Source organism: Streptomyces luteoverticillatus, assembly GCF_003970715.1.
GTDB lineage: Bacteria > Actinomycetota > Actinomycetes > Streptomycetales > Streptomycetaceae > Streptomyces > Streptomyces abikoensis.
In genome coordinates this window covers 6,618,021-6,644,151 of sequence record NZ_CP034587.1, presented here as the reverse complement: position 1 = coordinate 6,644,151, position 26,131 = coordinate 6,618,021, and the positions used below count along the sequence as shown (strand labels likewise).

At 73.6% G+C, this 26,131-nt stretch carries 17 protein-coding genes and 2 pseudogenes; 9 read left to right on the top strand and 10 right to left on the bottom strand.

What is annotated here, in order from left to right; translation table 11 throughout:
* Positions 1–150: 150 nt before the first annotated feature.
* Entirely contained in the window at positions 151–2,277 is a 2,127-nt protein-coding gene (locus EKH77_RS29475) for a catalase (protein WP_417923921.1), read from the bottom strand.
* Positions 2,278–2,486: 209 nt separating this feature from the next.
* On the opposite strand from EKH77_RS29475, the gene EKH77_RS29470 reads away from it, so the two are divergent.
* From EKH77_RS29470 to EKH77_RS29460, 3 genes are all read left to right on the top strand, one after another.
* Complete coding sequence (locus EKH77_RS29470) at positions 2,487–2,693, top strand: hypothetical protein (protein ID WP_126917284.1); 207 nt, start codon at positions 2,487–2,489, stop codon at positions 2,691–2,693.
* A gap of 125 nt (positions 2,694–2,818) precedes the next feature.
* Positions 2,819–5,221 (top strand): phosphoketolase family protein, encoded by a 2,403-nt coding sequence (locus EKH77_RS29465; RefSeq protein ID WP_126917283.1) that lies wholly within the window; start codon positions 2,819–2,821, stop codon positions 5,219–5,221.
* A gap of 234 nt (positions 5,222–5,455) precedes the next feature.
* The gene (locus EKH77_RS29460; protein WP_126917282.1) at positions 5,456–5,959 is read left to right on the top strand and encodes a CAP domain-containing protein; all 504 of its coding nucleotides are present in this window, start codon (positions 5,456–5,458) and stop codon (positions 5,957–5,959) included.
* A 14-nt stretch (positions 5,960–5,973) separates the two neighbouring features.
* Here the strand turns inward: EKH77_RS29460 and EKH77_RS33430 are convergent, their stop codons facing one another.
* From EKH77_RS33430 to EKH77_RS29425, 7 genes are all read right to left on the bottom strand, one after another.
* Positions 5,974–8,631: an amino acid permease gene (locus EKH77_RS33430; protein WP_240667598.1), complete on the bottom strand. Its 2,658-nt coding sequence runs from the start codon at positions 8,629–8,631 to the stop codon at positions 5,974–5,976.
* 139 nt (positions 8,632–8,770) lie between these two features.
* Positions 8,771–9,874: an enolase C-terminal domain-like protein gene (locus EKH77_RS29450; protein WP_126917281.1), complete on the bottom strand. Its 1,104-nt coding sequence runs from the start codon at positions 9,872–9,874 to the stop codon at positions 8,771–8,773.
* On the bottom strand, positions 9,871–12,300 hold the full coding sequence (locus EKH77_RS29445; RefSeq protein ID WP_126917280.1) for a GMC family oxidoreductase: 2,430 nt from the start codon (positions 12,298–12,300) through the stop codon (positions 9,871–9,873). Before EKH77_RS29445 ends, EKH77_RS29450 begins: the two co-directional genes overlap by 4 nt.
* A 3-nt stretch (positions 12,301–12,303) precedes the next feature.
* Positions 12,304–12,753, bottom strand: coding sequence for a hypothetical protein (locus tag EKH77_RS29440; protein WP_240667597.1), 450 nt, complete (start codon positions 12,751–12,753; stop codon positions 12,304–12,306).
* Positions 12,750–14,567, bottom strand: a complete 1,818-nt coding sequence (locus tag EKH77_RS29435; protein ID WP_126917279.1) for a thiamine pyrophosphate-requiring protein — start codon at positions 14,565–14,567, stop codon at positions 12,750–12,752. The genes EKH77_RS29440 and EKH77_RS29435 overlap by 4 nt, the downstream gene beginning before the upstream one ends.
* Before the next feature lie 265 nt (positions 14,568–14,832).
* Positions 14,833–16,254, bottom strand: a complete 1,422-nt coding sequence (locus EKH77_RS29430; RefSeq protein ID WP_240667814.1) for a condensation domain-containing protein — start codon at positions 16,252–16,254, stop codon at positions 14,833–14,835.
* A 115-nt stretch (positions 16,255–16,369) separates the two neighbouring features.
* Entirely contained in the window at positions 16,370–17,728 is a 1,359-nt protein-coding gene (locus tag EKH77_RS29425) for a condensation protein (RefSeq protein ID WP_126917277.1), read from the bottom strand.
* 232 nt (positions 17,729–17,960) lie between these two features.
* Here EKH77_RS29425 and EKH77_RS29420 point away from each other — a divergent pair, with 232 nt between their 5' ends.
* From EKH77_RS29420 to EKH77_RS29410, 3 genes are read left to right on the top strand one after another with little or no spacing between them, the layout of a single operon-like run.
* Positions 17,961–18,770 carry a class I SAM-dependent methyltransferase gene (locus EKH77_RS29420; protein ID WP_126917276.1) on the top strand — a complete coding sequence of 270 codons (810 nt, stop codon included), beginning with the start codon at positions 17,961–17,963 and terminating at the stop codon, positions 18,768–18,770.
* Positions 18,771–18,804: 34 nt separating this feature from the next.
* A complete protein-coding gene (locus EKH77_RS29415) occupies positions 18,805–19,074 on the top strand; it encodes an acyl carrier protein (RefSeq protein WP_126917275.1) in 270 nt (89 codons plus the stop codon).
* Between the two features lie 32 nt (positions 19,075–19,106).
* Complete coding sequence (locus tag EKH77_RS29410; protein WP_126917274.1) at positions 19,107–20,339, top strand: beta-ketoacyl-[acyl-carrier-protein] synthase family protein; 1,233 nt, start codon at positions 19,107–19,109, stop codon at positions 20,337–20,339.
* 19 nt (positions 20,340–20,358) lie between these two features.
* On the opposite strand, the gene EKH77_RS29405 is transcribed toward EKH77_RS29410, so the two are convergent.
* The gene (locus tag EKH77_RS29405; RefSeq protein ID WP_240667813.1) at positions 20,359–22,281 is read right to left on the bottom strand and encodes a hypothetical protein; all 1,923 of its coding nucleotides are present in this window, start codon (positions 22,279–22,281) and stop codon (positions 20,359–20,361) included.
* 774 nt (positions 22,282–23,055) lie between these two features.
* Positions 23,056–23,145: pseudogene (locus EKH77_RS34095) on the bottom strand (helix-turn-helix domain-containing protein); the annotation flags it as partial.
* 247 nt (positions 23,146–23,392) lie between these two features.
* On the opposite strand from EKH77_RS34095, the pseudogene EKH77_RS29395 reads away from it, so the two are divergent.
* The 3 genes and pseudogenes from EKH77_RS29395 to EKH77_RS29385 all read left to right on the top strand — a co-directional run bounded on the left by EKH77_RS29395 (position 23,393) and on the right by EKH77_RS29385 (position 26,094).
* A pseudogene (locus tag EKH77_RS29395) lies at positions 23,393–24,492 on the top strand (BTAD domain-containing putative transcriptional regulator).
* Positions 24,489–25,214, top strand: coding sequence for a hypothetical protein (locus EKH77_RS29390; protein ID WP_126917272.1), 726 nt, complete (start codon positions 24,489–24,491; stop codon positions 25,212–25,214). The pseudogene EKH77_RS29395 and the gene EKH77_RS29390 overlap by 4 nt, the downstream one beginning before the upstream one ends.
* A 124-nt stretch (positions 25,215–25,338) precedes the next feature.
* Positions 25,339–26,094, top strand: a complete 756-nt coding sequence (locus tag EKH77_RS29385; protein WP_126917271.1) for a PE-PPE domain-containing protein — start codon at positions 25,339–25,341, stop codon at positions 26,092–26,094.
* Positions 26,095–26,131 lie beyond the last annotated feature (37 nt).

Genomic DNA, 26,131 nt, shown 5'->3' with positions numbered 1-26,131 from the left:
CTCCTCGGAAGTACGGGGCTCGGGCAGTACGGGTCTCGGGCGTACGGGGCCCATCCAGCGTCGGGTTGCCGGACACCGCCGCGGTAAACCCGTCTGTCGTGCGGGGCGGGGCGCGGGAAGGGCCCGGCCCCCGCCGCGGTCCGGCCCGCTTCAGTTCAGCAGTCCGGGGCGGTACGGGAAGCGGTGCTGTTCCAGGGCCTGGACCAGCGCGTCGGCCAGTTCCCCGGGGGCCGCCGTGCCGTTGGCCGTGAGGATGCCGTACTCCGCCGCCGCCTCGCCCAGGACGACGTCCCCGGGCAGTTTGGCCGCGGTGAGCAGACGGGTGGCCTCGCCGAGGACGGCCAGGGGCTTGCCGTGGCGGTAGGCCTCCTCGACGAAGCGCACGGCCGCCGGTTCGGCGGCGAGCGCGTTCACGGCCTCGGCGCCGTCCGGGACGAGCACGGCGTCGTAGAGGACGGAGGCCATGGTGGGCAGCGCCCGGTCGACCTTCACGGTCCCGCCGCCGACGGCCGGTACCTCACCGTCCTTGGCGGCCAGGACCTCCACCAGCACACCGCTGTCCGTCAGCCGCTCGCGGACCGAGGCGACCTGGCCGGCGTCCGTGCCGGCGGCGACGAGGACGGCGAGTTTGCGCGTCCGGGCGGCGTTCTCCCCGCGCAGGTTCTCCTGGCTCAGGGCGGGCGACGACGCCGCGGTGATGCCGGCCTCGGCCTCCGGGGCGGGCAGCCCCAGCCCGTCGGCGACGGCCGCGGCCAGGTCGCCGTTGACATGGGTCAGGTTGCCGACCATGCGCTCGCGGACCGGGCCGGACTCGACCTTGCCCAGTTCGAAGCGGAAGGCCTCCACGATGTGGCGCCGTTCCCACTCGGCCATGCTGTTCCAGAAGAGCGCGGCCTGGCTGTAGTGGTCCTGGAAGCTGGGGCTGCGCTCCCTGATCTTCTGCCCTTCGACGCGTTCCGCGTAGTGCCGGAACACGCCGGGGCCGCCGCCCGCGCCGGCGTGGGCGGGGCAGCCGCCGCCCAGCGAGTTGGGGAAGTAGTTGGTGCCCGGGTGGATGATCTGCTGTCCGTAGCCGTCCCGGTGGTTGTGGTTGACGTCGGCGAGCGGACGGTTGACGGGGATCTGGCTGAAGTTCGGGCCGCCGAGCCGGATCAGCTGGGTGTCGAGGTACGAGAAGTTGCGCCCCTGCAACAGCGGATCGTTGGTGAAGTCGATGCCGGGCACGACGTTCGCCGTGTGGAAGGCGACCTGTTCGGTCTCGGCGAAGAAGTTCTGCGGGTTGCGGTTCAGGACCAGCCTGCCGACGGGGCGGACCGGCACCTGCTCCTCGGGGATGATCTTCGTGGCGTCGAGCAGGTCGAAGTCGAAGGAGAACTCGTCCTCCTCCGGGACCAGCTGGACACCCAGCTCCCACTCGGGGTACGAGCCGGCCTCGATGGCCTCCCACAGGTCCCGCCGGTTGAAGTCGGGGTCGCGGCCTGCGGCGATCTGGGCCTCGTCCCAGACGAGCGAGTGGACGCCCAGCAGGGGTTTCCAGTGGAACTTCACGAAGGTGCCCCGCCCGTCGGCGGTCACGAACCGGAAGGTGTGCACCCCGAAGCCCTGCATCATCCGGAAGCTGCGCGGGATGGCCCGGTCCGACATCAGCCACATCAGCATGTGGGTGGTCTCGGGCTGGAGGGAGGCGAAGTCCCAGAAGGTGTCGTGGGCCGAGCCCCCCGTCGGCATCTCGTGCTGCGGCTCCATCTTCACCGCGTGCACGAAGTCGGGGAACTTGACGGCGTCCTGGATGAAGAACACCGGCATGTTGTTGCCGACCAGGTCGTAGTTGCCCTCGCGGGTGTAGAACTTGGTGGCGAAACCCCGTACGTCACGGACGGTGTCGGCCGAGCCGCGCGGGCCCTGGACGGTGGAGAAACGCACGAACACCGGGGTGCGGCGGCCCGCCTCGGCGAGGAAGTCGGCGCAGGTGTACTCGCTCAGGGACGCGTACGGCTCGAAGTACCCGTACGCCCCGGCGCCACGGGCGTGGACGACCCGCTCGGGGATCCGCTCGTGGTCGAAGTGCGTGATCTTCTCACGGTTGTGGAAGTCCTCCAGCAGGGTCGGGCCCCGGGTGCCGGCGCGCAGCGCGTTGTCGGTGTCGTCGACGCGTACGCCCTGGTCGGTGGTGAGGGCGTCGTGCTCCGGCGCCGCGCGGAAACACGTCAGCTGTTCGTCCTTCGGGTCCTCTGCCGTCCGGGCGTCCCGGTGCGACGGCTCGTGATGGGCGGCCACGTGAGCCCTTCCTCTCGTCAGGTCGCGATGAACCGTTCCTTCCGGTCCCTTCGGGTGCCCTCGACGGCCGGACCAAAACCGCATGACTCGTGCGGATCGGGAAACGCGTACCGGAGACGGCCGATGTGCGTTGGCGGGGCTGGACGGACCGTGCGATGTTGGCCGGAGGATCGCCAGGCAGGTCACGGCTCACGGAAGGACTGATCCGCATGGGCGACACCCCGCGCGACAAGGACAAGCGCGAGAAAGCAGAACCGGCCGCCGAATCACGCGACGCCGCCCACCGGTCCCAGGAGATCACGGAGCTGGAGGAGGAGGCGATGCGTGAGGCGAAGCGGGGCACGGCGGAGTCTCTCGACCGTGCTCTCAAGGCCGCCGAGCGGGCGGCCAAGCTGAGGCGCGACAGCCAGACCTGAGTCCACCGGGCCTGAATCCACCGGACCCGAGTCCGATTCCGGCAGGGCGGTCTTCACCCCGCCCGGGGCGAGGAGCAAGCTGGGACGGCATCGTCGCACGCCCGTCCCCTTTCCCGGAGGCTGTCATGCGGGAGGCCACCACCACCCCGGCCACCACCCCGGCCCCGGTCGGCACCCTCACCGACCAGGAGCTACGGGGCCTGGACGCCCATTGGCGGGCCGCGAACTACCTGGCCGTCGGGCAGATCTACCTGATGGGCAATCCCCTGCTGCGGGAGCCGTTGCGTCGCGAGCACGTCAAGCCCCGGCTGCTGGGGCACTGGGGCACCTCGCCGGGCCTGAACCTCGTCCACACCCACCTCAACCGCGTCATCCGGGCCCGCGACCTGGACGCCCTGTGCGTCTGGGGGCCGGGCCACGGCGGCCCCGCGGTACTGGCCAACTCGTGGCTGGAGGGGACCTACGCCGAGACCTACCCCGACGTCGGCCGTGACGCGGCGGGCATGGAACGGCTGTTCCGGCAGTTCTCCTTCCCCGGCGGCGTGCCCAGCCACGTCGCCCCCGAGACACCGGGATCGATCCACGAGGGCGGGGAGCTGGGCTACTCCCTCTCCCACGCCTACGGAGCCGCCTTCGACAACCCGGACCTGCTCGTCGCCTGCGTCATCGGCGACGGCGAGGCCGAGACCGGGCCGCTGGCCGCCTCCTGGCACTCCAACAAGTTCCTCGACCCCGTCCACGACGGGGCGGTCCTGCCGATCCTCCACCTCAACGGCTACAAGATCGCCAACCCGGCCGTCCTCGCCCGCCTCCCCGAACAGGAGCTGGACGACCTGCTGCGCGGCTACGGCCACGAACCCCTCCACGTCACCGGCGACGACCCCCTGACCGTCCACCGGGCCATGGCCGCCGCCCTGGACACCGCCCTCGACCGGATCGCCGTCGTCCAGCGCGCCGCCCGGCGGGAAAGCGCCACCGGGCGCCCCCGCTGGCCGGTGATCGTCCTGCGTACGCCCAAGGGCTGGACCGGTCCCGCCGAGGTCGACGGCCTGCCCGTCGAGGGCACCTGGCGCGCCCACCAGGTGCCGCTGGCCGGGGTCCGCGACAACCCCGAGCACCTGGAGCAACTGGAGGCCTGGCTGCGCTCGTACCGCCCGGAGGAGCTCTTCGACGAGCGGGGCCGGCCACGGCCCGAGGTGCTCGCCTGCGTTCCCGAGGGCACCCGCAGGCTCGGGGCGAGCCCGCACGCCAACGGCGGCCTGCTGCTGCGCGAACTGCCCCTGCCCCCGCTGGAGCGCTTCGCGGTGCCGGTGGACAAGCCCGGCGCGAGCCTCCACGAACCCACCCGCGTCCTGGGCGAACTGCTGGCGAACGTCATGGAGGCCACCCGCGAGCGCCGTGACTTCCGGCTCGTCGGCCCCGACGAGACGGCCTCCAACCGGCTCCAGGCCGTCTACCGGGCCACCGGCAAGGCATGGCAGGCCGAGGTACTGCCCGTCGACGAGCACCTCGACCGGCAGGGCCGCGTCATGGAGATCCTGTCCGAACACACCTGCCAGGGCTGGCTGGAGGGCTATCTCCTCACCGGCCGGCACGGGCTGTTCTCCTGCTACGAGGCGTTCGTCCACATCGTCGACTCCATGGTCAACCAGCACGTCAAATGGCTGCGCGTCACCCGCCGCCTCCCCTGGCGCCGACCCATCGCCTCCCTCAACTACCTCCTCACCTCGCACGTCTGGCGTCAGGACCACAACGGCTTCTCCCACCAGGACCCCGGCTTCATCGACCACATCCTCAACAAGAGCCCCGAAGCCGTACGGGTCTACCTCCCGCCGGACGCCAACACCCTGCTGTCGGTGGCCGAGCACGTGCTGCGCAGCCGCGATTACGTCAACGTCGTCGTCGCCGGCAAACAGCCCTGCTTCGACTGGCTGAGCCTGGAACAAGCCCGCGCCCACTGCGCCCGGGGCGCCGGCACCTGGGCATGGGCCGGCACCGAGGACGGCACCCGCGAACCCGACGCCGTCCTCGCCTGCGCCGGGGACGTCCCCACCCAGGAGGTCCTGGCCGCCGCCCAGCTCCTCCGCCGCCATCTGCCGGGGCTGACGCTCCGCGTGGTCAACGTCGTCGACCTGGCCCGGCTGCTGCCGACCGAGGAGCACCCCCACGGGATGCCGGACCGCGAGTACGACGCCCTCTTCACCACCGACAAACCGGTCATCTTCGCCTACCACGGCTACCCCTGGCTCATCCACCGCCTCGCCTACCGCCGCGCCGGCCACGCCAACCTCCACGTCCGCGGCTACAAGGAGATCGGCACCACGACGACGCCCTTCGACATGGTCGTGCGCAACGACCTCGACCGCTACCGCCTCGTCATGGACGTCATCGACCGCGTCCCCGGCCTCGCCGTCCGCGCCACCGGGGTGCGCCAAGCCATGGAGGACGCCCGGACCCGCCACCACACGTGGATCCGCGAACACGGCACGGACCTCCCGGAGGTCGCCGACTGGACCTGGGGGGCCTGACCGCCCCGGGGCCGCGCACGGGGATCCCACGCGTCGCAGCCGCCGCAACAGAACGACCGCGGCGCGCCCAGTCCCGCACGGGCCCCGCCGCGCGCCCCCGTCAGCGGCGAAACGCCGGTTCACCGGACCCGGAGCGTCGGGAATCCTGGAACGGCCGTCACGCCGCTCCGGCCCCTTCGCCCCGCCCTGCCCTGCCCTCCCGCGAAGAGCCGGCCTCGACCACCGGGAGTCCTCGTGCGCCCTCGTCCGGCGATCCACGCCCTCCGTCCGGCCCCGCTCGCCCTCGCCACCGCCCTCGCCACCGTCGCCGTCTGCGGCCTCGTCCGGCCGCCCGCCGCCCAGGCGGCGACGACGGAGTCCCTCCGGAAGGAGATCGTCACCCTTGTCAACGCCCAGCGGTATGCCGCTGGTTGCTCGCCGCTGCGGGTGAGCCCCCAGCTGACCGCCGCCGCCCAGAAGCACTCCGACGACATGGCCGAGGGGCACTTCTTCAGCCACACGGACCCGGGCGGCGCGGGCCCCGGGAGCCGGATATCCGCGGCCGGCTACCACTGGGACGCCTACGGGGAGAACATCGCCCGCGGCCAGGCGACCCCGGCCGCGGTGATGGACGCCTGGATGGGCAGCGCGGGCCACCGGGAGAACATCCTCGACTGCTCGTTCCGGGAGCTGGGCGTCGGTGTCGCCGCCGGCCCCGAAGGGCCCTTCTGGACACAGGACTTCGGGAGCAGGGAGTAGTCGGGGAGTGGTTCTCACTCCGTCGCCGGCAGGGGCTGGTCGGTCCAGATGGTCTTGCCGGTGGGGGTGTAGCGGGTGCCCCAGCGCTGGGTGATCTGGGCGATGATGAACAGGCCCCGGCCGCCCTCGTCGTCGGCGGCGGCGTGGCGCAGGTTGGGCGCCGTGTGGCCGGTGTCGGAGACCTCGCAGACGAGGCTGCTGTCGCGGATCAGCCGGACGTGGACGGGACCGCCGGCGGCGTAGCGGACGGCGTTGGTGACCAGCTCGCTGACGATCAGTTCGGTCGTGAACGCCAGGTCGTCGAGGCCCCATTCGCGCAGCCGGCGGGTCGTGGCGGCCCGGGCGTCCGCGACGGCGGTCGGTTCGGCTTCCAGTTCCCAGACGGCCACCTGGTGTTCGCCGAGCCGCCGGGCGCGGGCCAGGAGCAGGGCGGCGTCGTCGTCCACCGGGCCGGGCAGCAGGGCGGCGACGGTGCGGTCGCAGAGCTCCTCGAGGGGGCGGTGGCAGTGGGTGAGGACGCGGGTGAGCAGGCGGAGCCCGGTCTCGGTGTCGTGGTCGGGGGTCTGGACGAGCCCGTCGGTGAACAGGGCGAGCAGGCTGCCGTCGGGCAGGTGGAATTCCGTGCTCTGGAAGGGCGGGCCGCCCAGGCCCAGGGGCGGTCCCGCCGGGAGGTCCGGGTAGCTGACGGCGCCGCAGCCCGGGTCGACGACGGCGGGCGGCGAGTGTCCCGCGCGCGCCATGCTGCAAAATCCGGACACCGGGTCGTACACGGCGTACAGGCAGGTGACGCCGAGGGCCTCGTCGCGGCCGGTGTCCGGCCCGGCGCGGGCGTGGCCGCGCGCCCGTTCCTCGGCGGCCTGTTCCTCGGCGTTCTGGCCGACCACGTCGTCCAGGCGGTCGAGGAGTTCGTCCGGCGGCAGGTCGAGCCGGGCCAGGACGCGGACGCTGGTGCGCAGTCGGCCCATGGTGGCGGCGGCGCTCAGCCCGTGGCCGATGACGTCCCCGACGACCAGGCCGACCCGGGCGCTGGAGAGCGGGATGACGTCGAACCAGTCGCCGCCCACGCCGGAGCGGCTGTCGGCGGGCAGGTAGCGGCTGGCCGTCTCGACGCCGGTGAGCGCGGGCAGGTGTCGGGGCAGCAGGTCGCGCTGGAGGTTGAGGGCGGCGGTGTGCTCGCGGGTGATGACGAGCATCAGGACGACGCCGATGAGCAGGGCGCCGAGGCCCACGACGCTCACGCCGCCGGTCCGTCCGATGATCGGCAGGTCGAAGGAGGTCGCGCCGTAGTGGGGGTCGGCGTAGACGACGAAGGCGGCGTAGCAGAACAGGCAGAGCATCATGAGCCCGCCGAGGCCCGGCAGCAGTCCCTTGTACAGCAAGTCGCGGGGGCTGCGGGTGAGCAGGGCGCGGTAGTACCAGACGCAGGCGAAGCCGGTGAGGCCGTAGTAGAAGGCGATCGCGAGGCCGACGGCCTTGATGGAGTCGGCGAGGACGTCGCCGCTGATGACGGTGAGCAGGGCGAAGAAGCCGATGGAGACGGCGCCCACGCCGACGGTGGACCAGGTGGGGGTGAGGAATCTGTGGTGGACGCGGGCGAAGCGGGAGGGGACGGCCTTGTGGGCGGCCATGGAGAAGACGGTGCGGGCCAGGGGCAGGATCGTGGTCTGGGTGGAGGCGACCGCCGAGGTCAGCACGGTGAAGATGAGCAGCTTGGTGAGGAACCAGCCTGAGCCCTGGGTGCCGAAGACGGCGCCGCCCAGGCCGGAGAGGACGTCGCCGGCGTTGGCCGCGTTGCCGAGGCCGGTGCCGTCGGTGCCGATGCCGGCGAACGCCTGTGCCGAGGTCGCCACCAGGGCGTAGACGACGAGCAGGAGCACGGTGGAGACGACCGCGGCCCGCCCGGGGGTGTTCCTGCTGTCGGCGGTCTCCTCGTTGACGGCGACGGCGGTGTCCCAGCCCCAGTAGATGAAGACGGCGGCGAGGATGCCCTCGGTGAGGGCCTTGGCGGAGGGGACGTGGAGGGGGTTGAACCAGGAGGCGGAGACGGGCAGCGACGTCGGCGGGGCGCCGGTGCCGTAGACCCTGACCAGGGCGGTGACGGCGAACAGGAGCAGCACGACGACCTCGACGCACACCATCCAGCACTGGAGGACGGCCGACACCTGGATGCCGACGTAGCAGACGGCGGTCGTCAGGGCGATCCAGGCGATGCCGGCGACGGTGGTCCACAGCCGGCTTCCGGCGAGCGAGTCGTACCCCAGGAGCCGGAAGCCGTAGATGCCGGCGATCTCGGCGAGGTTCGCCATGGCGATGATGTCGGCGACGATGATGCCCCAGCCGCCCATCCAGCCGACGCGCGGGCCGAAGGCGCGGGAGGCCCAGGTGAAGGTGGTTCCGCAGTCGGCGTCGGTCGCGTTGAGCTCCCGGAAGGCGTACGCGATCAGCAGCATGGGGACGAAGGCCAGCATGGTGATGATCGGTGCCTGGAGGCCGACGCCGGCCACGATCAGGCCGAGTGTGGCCGCCAGGCTGTACGCGGGGGCGGTGGAGGCCATGCCGATGGCCACCGAGGAGAACAGCCCCAGGGCACCGGCCCTGAGCCCCTTCGCGCCGGGCCCGGGGCCGGGCGCGAGCGGCGTGGCGGGCTCGGCCTGAGCGGTGGAGACCTTCACCCCCGCGTCCGGCTCCGCGGCTCGCGGGGTGAGCCGCCGGTGGGGGGCGGGGTCGCCGCCGAGGCCGTCTCGTGCATGGTGTCTGCCCTTTTCTCGCCTTTTCTCGCTCGTGTGCGTGTGTTCTCGCCGGGTGCGTGGGTCAGCGGACGCGGTAGGGGCCGGCCCGGTCGTTGCGCAGCGTCAGCCCGTGTCCGGGGGTGCCGTCCCGGCCGGGGTGGATGACGCCTCCTTCGGGGTCGAGGGTCCCGTCGAAGAGCAGGTTCTCGATCCGGACGTGGTCGTGGAACCACTCCACGTGCCGGAGGTTGGGCACGGCGGCCGCCATGTGGGCGTGGGCGTGAGGGGCGCAGTGCGCCGACACGTGGAGTCCGCGGGCCTCCGCCAGGGCGGCGGCGCGCAGCCAGACCGTGGGGCCGCCGCAGCGGGTGGCGTCGGCCTGGAGGCAGTCCACGGCTCCGGCGGCCAGCATCGCGCCGAAGTACGGCAGCGTGTAGCCGTATTCACCGGCTGTCACGTCCACGGCGGTCGCGGCGCGGACGAGGGCCAGGCCGGCCAGGTCGTCGGAGGAGACCGGTTCCTCGAACCAGGTGACGCCGTGGTCGTCGAGGTACCGGGCGACGCGGACGGCCTGTTTGCGGGTGTAGGCGCCGTTGGCGTCGACGTAGAGCTCCACGCCGTCCCCGACGCTCCCGCGTGCGCGGGCGACGCGGTGCCGGTCGCGGCCCTCCCCCCGGCCCCGGTCCTCCCCGATCTTGATCTTGACGCGTGGAATGCCCTGTTCCGAGGCCCAGTGCCGCAGTTGGCGGTCCTGCCGCTCGTCGTCGTACGTGGTGAAGCCGCCGCTGCCGTAGACGGGGACCTCCGCCCGGTGGGCGCCGAGGAGCCGGACGAGGGGGAGGTCCAGCAGCCGGGCCTTGAGGTCCCACAGGGCCAGGTCCACGGCGGAGATCGCGCCCGCGACCAGCCCGGGCCGGCCCATGTTGCGCACCGCCCGGCTCATCGTCTCCTGCGCGGCGGGGACGTCCCAGGCGCTGTGGCCGACGAGGAGCGGGGCGAGCTCTGAGGCGATCACGTCGGCCGTGGCGGGCGCGCCGTAGGTGTAGCCGAGGCCGGTGGTGCCTTCGGAGAGGACGGTGGCCAGGACGAGGGTCGTCGAGTTCCAGGCCAGCGTTCCGTCGGCTTCCGGCCCGTCCGTGGGGACGGTGTAGACGGCGGTCTCGACACCGCCCACCACCGGGGTCATCGCCGGCCCCCGGCTGGGGTGCGGAGTCCGGCGCGGGCCCCGGCGGCCAGCCTTCCGGCAGCGCGGTCCACGAGCGCCATGATGGTCAGCGCGGGATTGGCGCTGCCTTGGGTGGGGAGCACGCTGCCGTCCGTGAGGAGCAGGTTGGGCACCGCGAAGGTGCGCAGGTCCGCGTCCACGACGCCGTGCTCGGCGTCGCGCGCCATGCGGCAGCCGCCGACGAGGTGCGCGTACCGGTTGATCGTCATCACCTCGCTCGCCCCGGCGGCCCGCAGGATGTCCTCCATCACCGCCTCCGCCGCCCGGATCACCTGCCGGTCGTTCTCGCACTGGCTGTAGCTGAAGTGGGCCACCGGGAGCCCGTAACGGTCCTTCTCCTCGGCGAGGGTGACGCGGTTGCCGGGCTGCGGCAGCAGCTCGCACAGGGCGCCTAGGGTGGCCCAGTGGACGTAGTCGCGCATGTAGCGGCGCAGGTCCTCGCCCCAGTGGCCCTGGGCGGTGACGTGTTCGGCCCAGACGATGGGCAGGGGCGAGACGTTCTGGATAGAGAAGCCGCGCCGGTAGGGCCGGTCGGAGCGGGTCTCGTAGAACTCCTCGCTGGTGACCTCCGGCGGCGGCGCCTTGTAGGAGCGCACCTCCTCCGTGAACCGGCCCGAGGTCTGGGGCGCGCCCTGCACCATCACATAGCGGCCGACGAGGTCGTGGTCATTGCACAGGCCGTCGGGGAAGCGCCGACTGGTGGAGTTCAGCAGCAGGCGCGGCGTCTCGATGGAGTATCCGGCGACGGCGACGGTACGGGCGCGCTGGAACCGTTCGCGGCCGTCGCGGACGTAGCGGACGCCGGTGGCCAGGCGCCCTTGTTCGTCCAGTTCGACGCCGGTGACCATGCACTGGGCGCGGATCTCCGCGCCGTGGGCGAGGGCGTCGGGCACATGGGTGATCAGGGTGGACGCCTTGGCGTTGACCTTGCAGCCCTGGAGGCAGAAGCCCCGGTAGACGCAGTGCGGGCGGTTGCCGAAGCGGCCGTTGGTGATGGCGACCGGCCCCACGCGGGCCTCGAGGCCCAGCGCCGCGGCGCCGCGCAGGAACACCTCCCCGTTGCCGCCCACGGGGTGCGGCGCGTGCGGATAGGGGTGGGGGTCGCCCCAGGGCCAGTACTGCCCGGCCACCGGGAGCTCCTGCTCGATCCGTTCGTACGAGGCCCGCAGGTCGGCGTAGTCCAGCGGCCAGTCGGCGCCCACGCCGTCCTCGGTGTAGGTCCGGAAGTCGGAGGGGTGGAACCTGGGGGCGTACCCGGCGAAGTGGACGGTCGAGCCGCCCACGCCCCGCCCGGAGTTGTTCGCGCCCAGGGGGACGGGGTCCTCGCCCGCGATCACCCGGGGGTCGTTCCAGTACAGGTGGTGGGAGGCGGCCTCGTCGCTGACCCAGTCGCTGTCGGGGTCCCAGAACGGGCCCGCCTCCAGGCAGACGACCGACCAGCCGTACCGGCTCATGCGCTGGGCCAGGGTCGCGCCGCCCGCGCCGCAGCCGACGACGACGAGGTCCACCTCGTCGCGGTCGTCGAAGCGCCGCATGCCGTCGACGAGCCGGCGGTCGAAGCGGGCGTCGCCCCGGGGGAGCAGCCAGGCCGAGGCGTTGCGGTCGCGCACCCGGCCCAGGGGGGAGGTGGTCTGCCGGAGGGTCTCGGTCGCGCTCCTGAGGAGGCCGGCGATGCCCGTGCGCGGCGCGCCGGGCCGCGCGGGCAGGTCGTCGTCCTTCTCGCCCTCGCTCCCGTCGTCCTCGGGCGGCGCCTCCCCCGGTTCGGTGTCCGGCACTTCCCAGGGCTCGCGGAGGCCCAGGCCCAGGCGCATATAGCCGCGCGGGTAGGCGGGGCCGCCGTAGCCGATCTCGTTCCAGGCCCAGGGGTGGGAGTAGAAGGCGGTGGCCGTGTAACGGGTCCACAGGCCCCAGACGTGACCGGCCGTCAGGCCGCGCCAGCGGCCTGCGCCCCGGGCGCGGACGGCTTCGATCAGGGCGCCCCGCCGCTCCCGCGGCAGCTCGGCGAAGGGGGCGTCGTACCATTCGCGCGCGTCGTCGTCGAGGCCGCGCAGCGAGAGCCGCCACGCCGTGTCGTCCTCGGGCATGTCCTCGAACCGCCACCCGTCTGTCTGCCGTTCGGCGAGCCGTGCGTCGATCATCTCCAGGACCGGCACCTTGGGGTCGTCCCACTGGGCCAGCAGGTGGTCGAAGAGCGGGGTGGCGACGGCTTCCTCGGCGAGGGTGAAGAACCGCGGCTCGGGCTGGCGGGCCGTGCGGGCGAACACCACGGCCGAGGTCGTGGCGTCCCAGGTGCCGGCCTGTGCGAGGACGTCATGGCCGGCGAACCGGGAGGGGCGCCGGCCCGGTGTCGTCCCCGGCGGCCCCCCGCGCCCTCCCTCGCGTGCCACGGGTCATCGCTCCCTGCGCAGCAGCGCGGCCAGCAGCCCCATGCCGCCGACCATGGTCACCAGCAGCGGGGCGAACAGCGGGGGGCCCGTCTCGATGTTGTAGCGGGCCAGCGACCAGCCGCCGGGCTTCTCCGCGATGCCGCGTACGTGGAGGTACGCGCCCTGGAGGCCGTTGGCGGCGATGGCCGCCGAGGCGATGGGCAGCGCGGTGCGCGCCATCCGTTCGCTGAGGAACCCGGCGACGCCGGCGGCCGCCCCGACCGGGCCCAGTACCACCGGCCACCACATCACCCGGTTGCCGAAGCTGGCCCGGTCGTGCTCCAGGTAGATCTCGGCGGCGGTGATGACCGAGCCGGCCGCCGTCAGCAGGGACAGGGAGCGTTCGAAGCGGCCGTGGCGGACGTTGCGCGCCAGCCGGGCCGGAGCGAACGGGTTCCGGGAGCGCGGGATCACTTCCCCTCCTCCGTCCCGTGCCCCCGGTGCTTGCCGCCGGGCAGCATCTCCTGGATCTTCGCCTTGAACCCCTGCCGGACCATGGCGGCGCGGTCGCTGTCGCCCTTGAGGACGGAGGCCGTGGCGGCCTCGATCTGGTCGAGGGTGGCGTGCGGCGGGATGGGCGGTACGGCCGGGTCGGTGCGGAAGTCGATGACGAAGGGCTTGTCGGCGGCGAGGGCCCGCTCCCACGCGGTGGTGACCTCCTCCGGTTTCTCGACGCGCACGCCGTCCAGCCCGAAGGAGCGGGCCACGTCCGCGTACGGCACGTCCGGGAGGGACTGCGAGGGCAGGAACTGGGGGGCGCCGGACATGGCCCGCATCTCCCAGGTGACCTGGTTGAGGTCGTGGTTGTTGAGGACGGCGACGACCATCCGGGGGTCCTGCCACTCGCGGTAGTACTTGGCGGCCGTGATCATTTCGGCCAGGCCGTTCATCTGCATGGCGCCGTCGCCCACGAGCGCGATGACGGGCCGGTCGGGGTGGGCGAACTTGGCGCCGATCGCGTAGGGCACGCCCGGTCCCATCGTCGCCAGCGTGCCGGAGAGGGAACCGCGCATGTCCCCGCGCATCCGCAGGTGCCGCGCGTACCAGTTCGCCGCCGAACCCGAGTCCGCCGTGATGATCGCGTCCCGTGGCAGCAGCTTGTCCAGCGCGTGGACGACGTACTCGGGGTTGACGGGGTCCGCGTCGACCGCCGCGCGCCGTTCCATCACCTCCCACCAGCGGGCGGTGTTCTTCTCGATGCCGTGCCGCCAGCCGCCGTGCTTCTTCGGCTTCAGCTGCCGCAGCAGGCGGGTGAGCGTCTCGCGGGCGTCGCCGACGAGGTTGATCTCGAAGGGGTAGCGCAGCCCCACCATGAACGGGTCGATGTCGATCTGCACCGCCCGCGCCTGCCCGAACTCCGGCAGGAACTGGGTGTAGGGGAAGTTCGAGCCGACGACGACGAGCGTGTCACAGTCGCGCATCATCTCGTACGAGGGCCGGGTGCCCAGCAGGCCGATCGCGCCGGTCACATACGGCAGATCGTCGGGGAGCACGTCCTTGCCGAGCAGCGCCTTGGCCACGCCGGCGCCGAGGAGGTCGGCGAGCCGCTCCACCTCCGCCCGCGCGGACCGGGCCCCCTGGCCGACGAGGATCGCCACCTTCTCGCCGTCGTTCATCAGCTCGGCGGCCCGGGTGATCTCCTCGTCCGCCGGCACCGGCGCGTACGCGGGGGCGCCCAGGCTGGACGGCACCATCTTGAACGCGTGCGTCGGCGCGGAGTAGTCCAGCTCCTGGACGTCCGCCGGGATGATCAGGGCGGTCACGGTCCGTTTGGCCCGCGCGGTGCGCATCGCCCGGTCCAGGACGTTGGGCAGCTGTTCCGGGACGGTCACCACTTCGCAGAAGTCCGAGGCGACGTCCTTGAAGAGGGTGTGGAGGTCGACTTCCTGCTGGTAGGAGCCGCCCATGGCGCTGCGGTTGGTCTGCCCGACGATGGCGACCACGGGCACGTGGTCGAGTTTGGCGTCGTAGAGCCCGTTGAGGAGGTGGATGGCCCCCGGCCCGGACGTGGCCGCGCACACGCCCACCTCGCCGGAGAACTTGGCGTAGCCGACGGCCTCGAAGGCCGCCATCTCCTCGTGGCGCGCCTGGATGAAGCGGGGCTTGTCGTCGGCCCGGCCCCACGCGGCCAGCAGTCCGTTGATGCCGTCCCCCGGATAGGCGAACACCCGCTCCACACCCCATTCGCGCAGGCGCTGCAGGAGATGGTCGGACACCTTGACGGACATGGTTCTCCCTTCGAGCGTGCTCTTGCGGGCTTCACCGGGGTTCACGCGCTCGGTCCACCGCGGCCGGCGCGCGAGCGGATGGCCGCCCGGCACCGCTCCCACCTCCGTCTCCACGACTCACCGTGGCACCGGGCGTACGTCCGCGCAGGGAGAGCGCCGCCGATCGGGTCAGCCGCCGGGCCCGCTCCCGGTACGGCTCCCCGGTACGGCGGGAGCCCGCCCTCGCTTCTCCGCGAGAACGGGCTCCTGCCCGGAGAGGCCGGATTCACACCCCCTGCGCGACCCGCCGCCCGGTGCCGGTGACGACGCCGACCGGGCCGGGCACGCGCGGCGAGCCGGCCGCCGCGGCGAGCATGATCTCCCTGACCCGGTCCAGGTACTTCGGCACACCCGCCGCGGCCTGCGGGGTGTCGGGCATGCTGACCACCAGTTCGGCCCGGTCGGAGAACCAGTTGAACCACAGCGACACGCCACGGGCGTTGTCGGGGCCGGCCAGGACCGTCGCGTCCGCGCTCAGGTAGTCACGGGAGCCCGGCACGGACCGCCCGTCCAGGTAGGACACCATCGGCGGGATGGTCGGGGCCTCCCGGCCGTCGAGCAGCAGTTCGAGCGCCCGGTGCAGCGGCACGTCATAGCCCGTGCGGGCGCGCTGGAAGCCCTGCTGCGCGGCGGAGATCGCGTCGGCGAGATGTGGCGAGGAGGGCAGCCGGAACATCAGGGGCACGAAGTTCACCAGCCAGCCGTGCGCGTGCAGCATCCGGGGGGTGCCCCTGGTCGACACGACGGTGAGCACACGGTAGACGTCGTTGCCGGTGAACTCCCGCTGTGCGAGGGCCAGCGCGGCGAAGGCGCCTGCGGCGAACCCGCCGCCGTGCCGGGCGCAGTGGGCGCGGAAGGCGCGCGCCTCGTCGCTGGTGAGCACCGGGTACGCGTGGCGTACGCCGGGCAGCAGTTCGTCGGTGTCGTTGCCGAGCTCGACGGGGAAGCCGGGGAAGCCGCCGTCCCCCGCGGCCAGGAACTCCGACCATGTGGCGAGCTCCGGCGAGTCCGCCGTCAGCGACGCGGAGCGTTCCCGCTCGCGGCGGTTGTGGTCCAGGTAGCCGGGTGCCGGCGGCAGGTGGAGCGCCGCGCCGGTACGGGCCGCGTGGTAGCGGGCGCGCAGCTCGTGGAACAGCAGCGCCAGCGAGTGCCCGTCGGTGTAGGCGTGGTCGATCGCGAAGTACACGGTGGACACCGTGTCCCGGCGGATCACTCCGGCCAGCAGGCTCGGCCATCCCACGGCCGTCTGCTCGTCGATCCTCCGGTGCACGTGGGCGCGCAGGTCGTCCCCGTCCGTGAAGTCGCCCACGCGCACCGGGCGCACCGTGAGCGAATCGGGTGGGAGGCGGAAGCCGGCCGGGTTCCCGTCCTCCGGTTCGTACCAGCTGTGGAAGGCCTCGTGCCGGCGGACGAGCCCCTGCCACGCGCCGGTGAGCGCGTCGAGGTCGGCCCGGCCCTCCAGGTCGAACGTCATGGCCACCCAGGGCGACTGCCGTCGCCCGATGGCGCGGTGGGCGGCGGCCAGCTCGAAGTGCGACCTCTGGAAGAGCGACGCGGGCACGTCGTGCGGGACGGGGGCCCGGTCGGTGGCCGGCTCGAACTCGATCACTTCGCCCGGCTCGGGCCGCCAGTCGAGGATCTGGGTCATACGCACTGCGGGGCTCCTTCTCCATTGCGGTACCGCGCCCCGTCAGGGGCGCGGGGAACTGCGCGATCAGCCACGACGCACCCGCAGGTGACGTACCGGACTTCCAGCGGAGCGCCTAGGCGGGGGTGGGCAGGGCTTCGGCCCGGTGGCCGTCGGCGGCGCGGGTGGCGGCGTGCGCGGTGGCCAGGACGAAGCGTTCGACGTTCGCGCGGGCGACGGGTGTGTCGGGGAAGCGGGTCGACAGGTGCACGCCGTGGTCGCTCCTGGTCAGCCACACGTACACCTCGGCCGGGCCGTGGACGCGGCTGCGCAGCATCGTGTCCCCCCGCTGGGGCGGGGTGCCCGCCACGCGGCGTACGTCGATATAGGACACGACGAACCGGGGGCGGATCTCCCGGCGCAGCATCCGGCTGATGTGCGGCGGCGAACTGCCCGGTCCGGGCCCGCGCCGGCGCAGTTCGGCGGCGGCGAGGGCGACCGTGCCGGCGAAGGGCGCCCCGGCCGCCGCCGGGATCCGCACCGGGTGGAGGCCGACGAACCAGCCCGGCGCCGAACGCCACGGGCCGGTGCGGGTGTTGGCCAGGCCGATCGCCGCCAGGGGCCGCTCCCCCGCGACGTCCGCCGTGGCGAGCGCCAGGCAGGCGAGCATGCCCGCGGCGGTGGTGCCGCCGCTCGCGCGTGACGCGGCGGCGAACCTGGCGGCGGCCGGTCCGTCGAGCAGCCGGCGGTAGGCGCTGCGCTGTGCGAGCGGTGTCCCGGACGTCCCGAGCGGCAGGGGGAACGCGGGCGTCCCGCCACGGGCGTCGTCGAGCAGGGCCTCCCAGTGGTCCGTGCGCTCGGGCCCTCTCGGCAGCCGGCCGATCAGGTCCCGCTCCTCGGCCCCGAAGTCCAGGTAGGTGGGCCCGGCCCGGCCCTCGGCACGGCCTGTCAGGGCGGCGCGGATCTGCCCGGGGACCATGGCGAGCGTGTAGGCGTCCACGACGCCGTGATCCGCCCCGGCGAACACCGTCGTCCCGCCCGCGCCCTCGACCGTCGCGAAGACCATCTGCGGCCAGCCCAGCGGGTCGGCCCTCCGGTCGAAGAAGGCCTCGATCTGCCGCCGGGCCGAGGCGCCGTCGGCGAAGACGCCGGCGTCCTCCTGCCGCAGCGTGACGGCGCCCGCGGGGAGCGTACGACGCACGCAGTGCCCGGGGGTCGGCACCAGGGTGCTGCGCAGGTGTTCGTGCCCGCGCAGCCAGGCCGTGAGCGCGGCACCCAGCTGGTGCCGGCCTGCGCGGCCCACGGCGAACGACACCCCGATCCAGGCGGGTTCCACGTACCCCGGCCCCCGGGCGGCGGCCGTGCGCACGTGGTGCTCGTGGACGAGCGCGGGCGTCCGGGGGTCGTCGGCCCAGGCCGAGGCCGGGGCGGCCGGTGTCCAGAAGACCAGTCGGCCGGCGGGAACGGCGCTGTCGCCCAATTCTGTGAATTCCAAGGATTCCCTCCTCGATAAACCCCCGGCGAGAAATCCCCGGTGTGGCCTGCGGAAGCTATCCGGGCACGATGAAACAAAAATGAAGGAGCGATCTTTTCGCTGATCACGGAGGCCGGGACGGCGGCCCGGAAAAAACTTGCCTTGTTGCCCGCCAAACGCGCTGCTAGCGTCTGCCCCCGTCATTCGATCCGCACCGCGCCATTTCCCGGCCGGGCCGACGGAGGGTCAATTCATGAACGCACCGTTCCCGCAACCGTCCTCGGATTACGCCGCGCTGCGCCGCGACCCCGAATACGCCGAACTGAACCGCGCGCTGCTCGGCCTGGTCCCGGCCGGCCCGGCGCCGGCCGTCCTCGACGTGGGGTGCGGGGACGGGGCCGTCAGCGAGCTCCTGCTGCGGCGCGACCCGGCCACGTCCCTGGTCGGCGTCGACCCCGACCCGGCGCTGCTCGACGCGGCGCGGGCCCGGCTGGGCGACCGGGCCCGGTTCGCCGTGGGTGACGCCTCGTCCGTCTCCCGGCTGTTCCCGTCGGAGGTCTTCGACGTCGTCGTGCTGGCCAACTGCGTCCATCTCGTCCCGGACCTGGCCGAGGCGCTGGACGCGATCGGGCGGGTCCTCGCCGGCGGCGGGCGCCTGGTGTTCAACTCGGCGTTCTACTCGGGCGCGGAGTCTCCGGCCGACCTGCCCCGGTACGCCGAGCTGGTCGGCACGGCCCGCGCCACCGCCCGGAAGCGCGGACTCCCCCTGACCCGGTCGGTCGCCGGCCGGCCCTCGGGGCTGCGCAGGACGGCCGAGGACTACCAGGCCGCCCTCGCGGTGGCCGGATTCACCCATGTCGTCACCGACGAGCGGGCGTTCATCCTCGGCCCGCGTTTTCTCACCGCGTTGTGCTCGACCCCGATGTTCGCCACCGCCGCGTTACCCGGGGTAGCGCCGCACATCGCCGCGGAACTGCTCACCGAAACGCTGGAAGAACTGTACGAGCGCACCCCGTTCACCATCACGCGGCGCTGCGTCTACTTCTCCGCCGCCCGGCCGTGAAACACCCCACGTCACGCCACGAAAGGAATTCGTCATGACCGAGGTATGGAACGTCGTCACCCGCGCCATCACCGGCATCCGGCCGGATCTGGGCGACTCCGGAACGGCCGTCACCCGCGATTCCGCGCTGTTCTACGCGGCCGACCCCGGCCAGCCGGTGCTCGGCCTCGACTCCATGGAGGCGCTGGAGCTGATCAGTGCCCTTGAGCAGGAGTTCGGGGTCGAGCTGGCGGACACCGGCATCCGGATCGCCGACCTCCACACGGTCGGGGACGTGGCCGACGCGATGGCGGGGGCACTGTGACACCCAGCGGCACTGTGACACCCGGGGACGCCGTGACACCCCGGGCGGCGCGCCACCGCGTGCTGGTGACCGGCATCGGCGTCGAGTCGTGCGCGGGCGGCACACCGGACGAGCTGTGGGACGCCCTGGCCGCGGGGCGGCCCGCGATCTCGCCGCTGGAGCTCGAAGGGCCCCTGCCCTGCCAGGTCGCGGGCGTGATCCGGGGGTTCGACCCCCGCGAGCACATGTCCGCCCAGCAGGTCCGCCGCACCTCGCGCTTCCAGCAACTGCTGTTCACCGCGGCGATGAAGGCACGGGACGACGCGCGGCTGCGCACCGCGCCGGGCGCCCTGTACGTCGGCACCGGTGGCGGCGGGCTCGACGAGACCGCGCGACTCGTGACCGTACTCAACCGGAGCGGGTGGCCCCGGATGGACCGGCTCGGGCTGCTCCGGCTGCTGCCCAACCAGGCCGCCGGGCTCGTCGCCCAGGAACTGGGCGTCACGGGCCCGGTGCTCACCCTCTCGACCGCCTGCGCGGCCTCGACGGACGCCATCGGAGCGGGCCTGCGCGCGGTGCGCGACGGCACCGCCGACGTGGTTCTCGTCGGCGGTGTGGAGAGCTGGCTGGACATACCGGCGCTGGCCTCGTTCCGTCTGCTGGACGCGCTCTCCCAGCGGCCCGCGGCACAGGCGGCGCTCGCCTCCCGGCCGTTCGACCGTGACCGCGACGGCATGGTGCCGGCCGAGGGCGCCGCCGTGCTCGTCCTGGAGTCCGAACGGTCCGCGCTGCGCCGGGGCGCGACCGTCCACGGCGAGGTGCTCGGCGCCGCGTCCACCTGCGACGCCCACCACCCCGTGGCGCCCCGGGCGGACGGCGCGGTGGCGGCCAGGGCGATCGAGCTGGCCTGCGCCGACGCCGGCCTGGAGACCGCCGCCGTGGACCTGGTCAGCGCCCACGGCACCTCGACGCCGCAGGGCGACCGGGCCGAGACCGCGGCCGTCAAACGGGCGTTCGGCGCGCACGCGCGGCGCGTGGCGATCACCGCGCCCAAGTCGGTCGTCGGCCACGCGTGCGGCGCGAGCGGGATCCTGGAGAGCGTCGGCTTGCTGCGCGCCATCCGGGAGAAGTACGTGCCGCCCACCGCGAACCTGCGGAACCCGGATCCCGACTGCGACCTGGACTACACCCCACTCGTGGGCCGCCCCGCCCCGATCGGCGTCGCCGTCAAGCAGAACTTCGGGTTCGGCGGCCACAACTCGGCGGTGGTGTTCGGCGCCGCCTGAGGGCGGCGCCGAACGACCGTCATCGAGTGGGGGCGGCGGCGCGGCGCGCCCGGTAGGTGCGGGCGAGGTGGTCCTGGAGGCGGGCGTGGCGGAACTGGTAGACCGCGCCCGCCTGACGCAGCACGCCCCGCTGATAGGCGTCCTCCAGAAAGGCGACGACGGCCCAGGGCAGCCGGCCCGTCAGCGGCAGCCAGATCCGGCAGAACACCACCCACTGGCCCCACGCGCTCAGGGCGAAGACGTAGCCGATGGCGACGCAGAGCCCGCTGATGAGGCCGAGCTTGACCGAGGCCCCGGCGCCCCAGACGAGCGGGCCCAGGAGCACCGACAGGGGCCGGACCGCCAGCGAGGACCCGACGCCGGCCAGGAGCCCGAAGGCGGGTACCCAGACGAGGAACTGGGCGACGACCGTCCGCCGGTTCGTCCGCAGCAGGCCGACCGGGTTGACGGCGGACCTGATGTCGAGAGGGGTTTCGAGGAAGGCCAGGAGCCCCAGGGCGGCGCCGCCTCCCAGCGTGAACACGAACCCGAAGAACACGGCGTCGTAGAGCCCGAAGGACAGCATGCCCAGCGGGCCGGTGCCCCGGAGGAGGCCCTTGAGCACGCCGTGCTGGAAGCCGTAGCCGATCCCGAAGACGAGCCCGCACAGCAGCCCCAGCACCATGCGGCCCCTCGCCCTCCGGCCGGACGCCGCGCCGGCCCTGCCGAAGACCCTCACGCGCATGCCGGACGGCGGCACCTCCGTGTTCCTGCCCGCGACGAGGAGCCAGTAGGCGAGCGCGCTGATGAGCCCGGAGAGGAACCCCGTCGTCAGCCCCTCCGCGATTTGGAAGCGGAGGGTGTCGAAGAGGAGGCCGACGACGCAGTCGACGACCCCGACGACCACACAGGTCAGCAGCGCGGTCACCAGGACGCGCGCCGGGCGGCGCACTCCTGAACCGAGCCGCCACCACTCCAGGTCGGGGGTGTCGAGCCGGGTCAGGTGGTGGGCGAGGTAGCCGAGCCAGTACTGCGCCCGTTCCGGGTCGACGCCGCGGCGCGGGGCGCCGTCCGGGCGGTGCTCCGGGCGGAGGCGGTAGGCGGTGGCGGTGAACGTCTCCAGAAGGTGGTCCTCCACTCCTCCGGGGCCGGCGAACCGGTGGATGTCGAGGAGCGAGGCCGGGTCGCGGCCCGGGGTGTCGCTGTAGACGGCGCGGGCGAGCGTGACCATCAGCGGGGTGGTCAGCACCGCGGCGAGCTGCTCGGCCTCCCGGCCGCGCGGCCGCTCGCGCAGCGCGCTCAGCACGGGGTGCCACCCGGTCGTCGCGGCGTCCCCGCCACGGGCCTTGCGCGTGGTGCGCGGCAGGTAGTCGGCCAGGTCGTCGAGGGTGAGGTCCGTCAGCTCCACGGCGGCGGCGGACGTGAGCACGTCGGTCTCCGCCACCGCTGTGGCGTACTCGGCCGGGCGGCTCGTCAGCAGCAGGGGGAGCGTGGTGGCGTTGAGCGCCTCCAGCGCGGGGCGGTGCAGTCCCCCGGCGATCTCGTCGAAGCCGTCGAGCACGGGGAGCACCCGGCCGGCCTCGACCAGCGCGGCGGCCAGACTCGGCCCACCGGGCGCGGCCGCGCCGGCGAGGCCGGGGTGGTCGCGGATCAGCTGGGCGGTGAGCCAGTCCCGGAAGGTGATGGCGGTGGGGTCCCAGGCGCCGATGCCGAAGATGACGGGTACGGGGTCGCCGCCGCTCCTCGACGCGACGTAATCGAGGACGAACCTCGTGGTGAGAATCGACTTCCCGGAACCGGGCCGCCCCAGCACGACCAGCCGCCCGGAGGGGATCCGCCGGTATACCTCCACGACCTCGTCCAGCCGCCCCCCGAGCGCCAACGGCCCGTGCGCGCCGCCGCGCGCGGCTCCGGCGGGCAGCCGCCGGATGTTGGCCCAGTGATCGGTCAACTCCTCGGCCACGGCCCCCCACCGCACGGGCAACGGATACGGATCATGCACCTGCCGCTGCTCCTCCTCCCGCTGCCACCGCGCCGCCACCGCGTGAGCGAGCTGCTCGGCGACGCCGGCGAGGGTGTCACGCAGAGCGGGCTGGCCTGCGGCCCGCTCTATGGGGGCCGGGCGCCCGGCGGGCGACTCGGCTGGGACCGGCCCCCCGGTGGCCGAGCCGACGGGAACCGGCCGCCCCGCGACGGGACCGGCGGAAGCCGACGTTCCCTCGGCGCGTTCGGCTGGACGCCATGGTCCCGTGGCCGCTTCGACGGATCCCGGATGTCCAGGGATCGGTTCGGCGGAGGCCGAGGCCCCAACGGCTTGCTCGGCTGAAACGGGCCACCCCGTGGCCGGTTCGGCGGGAGCCGACGACCCGGCGGCCTGTTCGGCCGAAACCGAGCGTCCGGTGGCCGGTTCGGCGGGGGCCGACGGCCCGGTGCCCCCTTCGGCCGGAACCGGCCGCCCCGTGGCCGGTCGAGCGCGGCCGGGCCAGCCGTCGGACCGGCTGCCGGGCAGACCGTCAGGCCGACCCTCGGTCTGGCCGTCAGGCCGCCCGTCGGGCCGACCGTCCGACCGGTCGCCGGACCACTCGCCCGGCCCTCCGTCAGGCAGACCGTCGGGCAGACCGGAGGCCCGTCCCTCCGCCCGGGCCTCCGGCCCGGTGCGGCGGACGGCGGCGGCGAGTAGTTCGTCGCTCTCCGCCGGCGCCAGCGCGAGCGCCTCCGCCAGGCGCCGCACCGTGGTCACTCGCGGGTCCACTCGCTCGCCGGTCTCCAGGCCGCGGATGGTGCGCACGCCCACCCCGGCACGTTCCGCCAATGCCTCCTGAGTCATTCCCGCGTCGCGCCGCAGCCGCCGTAACAGCGTGCTGAACTCACTGGCCACAGATCACGGCCTCCCCCTCGAACCGTCGAACTCTCGACCACTCGGACAGGTGTTTCACCAGGTGACGGACTCTAGCGTGGCCACCGGCCGCATACGGCCGGTCGTTTGGCCTGTCCGTTCCCCCTCCCCCGGGGCCACCTTCGACGTGATCCACCGCGGAAAGCGGAAGCGGTTCGACTCACGGGGAGCAGCCACGATGCCGATCACCAAGACCACCGGCCGGCAGGCCGTCCCGCTCGGCCGCCAGGAGCGCGACGTCCTCTACGCGGTCGGCTGCGGCCTGCGGGACGACGAGATCGCCACCGTCCTCGCCATCCCCGAAGAGGCCGTGGCCGGACACCTCGCGCGGATCCTCGCCGCGCTCGGGCTGCGCGACCGGGCCGCCGCGATCGTCCACGCCTTCGACTGCGGCCTCGTCGCCCCCGGCCGGGGCCCCCGCAGGCAGGCGACGAGCCTGCCGGGGACGAGCCCGCTGGCGACGAGCCCCCCGCCACCGGCCGGCGCCGCCCGCCACGCCCCCGGCCCGCGGCTACGGATCTCGGTGCTCGGCCCCCTGCGGGCCTGGCGCGACGGGCAGCCCCTGGACCTGGGCCACCTGCGCCAGCAAGCCGTGCTGGCGGCGCTGGCCCTGTGCCTGGGCCGGTCGGTCAGCCGGCAGGAACTGACCGACGGGGTGTGGGGGAGGAACCGCCGAACACCAACGTCGTGCCGGTGTACATCTACCGGCTGCGCAAGGCCCTCCACGCGGGAGGCGGCCCCGACTCGGTGATCGAGCGCGACCGGAGCGGCTACCGGCTGCTCCCCGGCGCGGTCGGCGTGGACGTGGCACGCGTCGAGGAGCTGGTCACCGCGGCCGGCGGGGCCGAGCGGGCGGGCGATCTGGCCGAGGCGGTCCGCGCCTGCTCCCAGGCGCTGGACCTGTTCCGCGGCGAGCCGCTGGCCGGCCAGCCGGGCCCCTTCGCGGAGCTGGAGCGGCTGCGGCTCACCGAGCGCAGGATCGTCATCGTGCAGCGCAAGCTCGACTGGCAGCTGCGGCTGGGCCAGCACGCCGAGGCGATCGCCGAGCTGTCGGCCCTGGCCGTGGCGCAGCCCCTGAACGAACCCGTCGCCGCGATGCTGATGCGCGCGCTGTACCTCAGCGGCCGGCAGGGCGACGCGCTGACCGTCTACGACCGCACCCGCCGCCGCCTGGCCGACGATCTGGGCGTCTCCCCGGGCCGGTTGCTGCGGCACACGCACCGGACGATTCTGCGCGGGGACGACATCCGCCTCGGTCTCACCGGAACGACGCGGTGAGCGACCCGACGCGGCGTACGCGCGGCGAGGAGCTGCTGCTGGCGAGGATCTCGGCGGCCGCGGGCCGCGAGGGGCTCGGCAGGCGGCGCGCCACCCACGCGACGGCCGCGCGCACGGCACGCGCGGCGCACGCGGGCATCCGCGGTCTGCTGGCCCTCGTCCGGCACGGCGGGGCCGCCGGAGCGGCGAACGCGCGCGACGCCGCGCGCCTGGACCTGTACGAGAACGGGATGACGGTCGCCGTCAAGGGCCGGATCCACGTCGTCCGCTACGACACGACCTCCGTGTTCCGGACGGAAGCCGCGCGTCCGGGCGATGCGGGCCGTACGGGCGCGGCCTGCGCGCTCACGGACGTCGACGGGGAGCGGGTCGTCCTGCGGCTGCCCGGCGGTCCGAGGCCGGGCGGGGCGCCGGAATGGTGGTCCGAGGTCGAGCGGGGCGTCGTCCGCGCCCAGTTGCCCCGGGCGCTGGCCGCGCTGGCCGGGGGCGAGCGCCTGGTCTTCGGGGCCGTCTGGCTCACCGGGGCGGAGATCGGGTGGGGAGAGGTCCGCGCGCGGTGGTCGCGGGTCCGCTGCCTCCGGACCGGGCCGGGGCCGGGAGTCGTCGCGCTCGACATCGACGGGACGTGGCACGAACCGTCCCCCACCGAATCCGGAATCCCCAACACCGCCGTCCTCCGCGCGCTCGTGGAGCGCCTCGGCCCGGGCGGCGGCGCACGCTGAACTCTCGGCGAACCAGCAGCGGCCTGGCGAGCGGTTTCATCACGATGTCAACGGCGGCCCCTAACGTCCAAGCGTTCCAAGCCGGTTCTGATCCGGCTCGACGACCACAAGGAGACACAGAGCGATGACCCTGGCCCGCAGATGGAGGAAGGCGATCGTCGCCGGGGCGGCGGCGGTCATGGTGGCCATGACCGCCGCCGTGCCCACCGTCGCCCACGCGGATCCGGCGCGCCACTACTACCTGGAGCTGGGCGGCACCGGCTCGGCGGCGCCCGCGCCCGGCTGCACCGGCAGCTACGCGTTCGCCAACCAGCACCTCGACGGGGGCATTCCGGTGCCGGTGTGCTACCCGGCGAGCGCCGGCCCCTGGCTCAACGGCCACAACCAGTTCCCGGACCCGACCGCGCCGAGCTTCGACACCAGCGTCCGCGAGGGCTACCGCAATCTGCTGGCCGCCGCCGAGGACACCCACCGTCGCGACCCCGGCGCCCGCCTGACGATCGTCGGCTACTCGCAGGGCGCGCAGGCGGCCGACCAGGTCCTCCAGAAGATAGCGAGCGGTGAGACCGGAATCCCCCGCTCCCTGGTGAGCGGCAAGCTCTACTCCGACCCGATGCAGCCGGGCACGGGCATCTGGGCCAAGCTGCCCAAGGGCTGGAGCGCCTTCGGTTTCACCTCTCCCGGCCCGGGCCCGGAGAAGTTCGACGGCATCCCGGTGCGGCGCTTCTGCATCCGCACCGACGGCGTGTGCGACGCGACGGCGCTGTCGTCCATCGGCGGCTTCCTGCAGCAGCACCCGAAGTACCAGCGGGACGGCAACGTCATGACGAAGACCATCGCCCAGGACGGTGGCGAGGGAGTCGTCTGGTACGAGCCCTGACCAGCTCCCCTCCACGGGGACCAGTGGCCACGGGGGT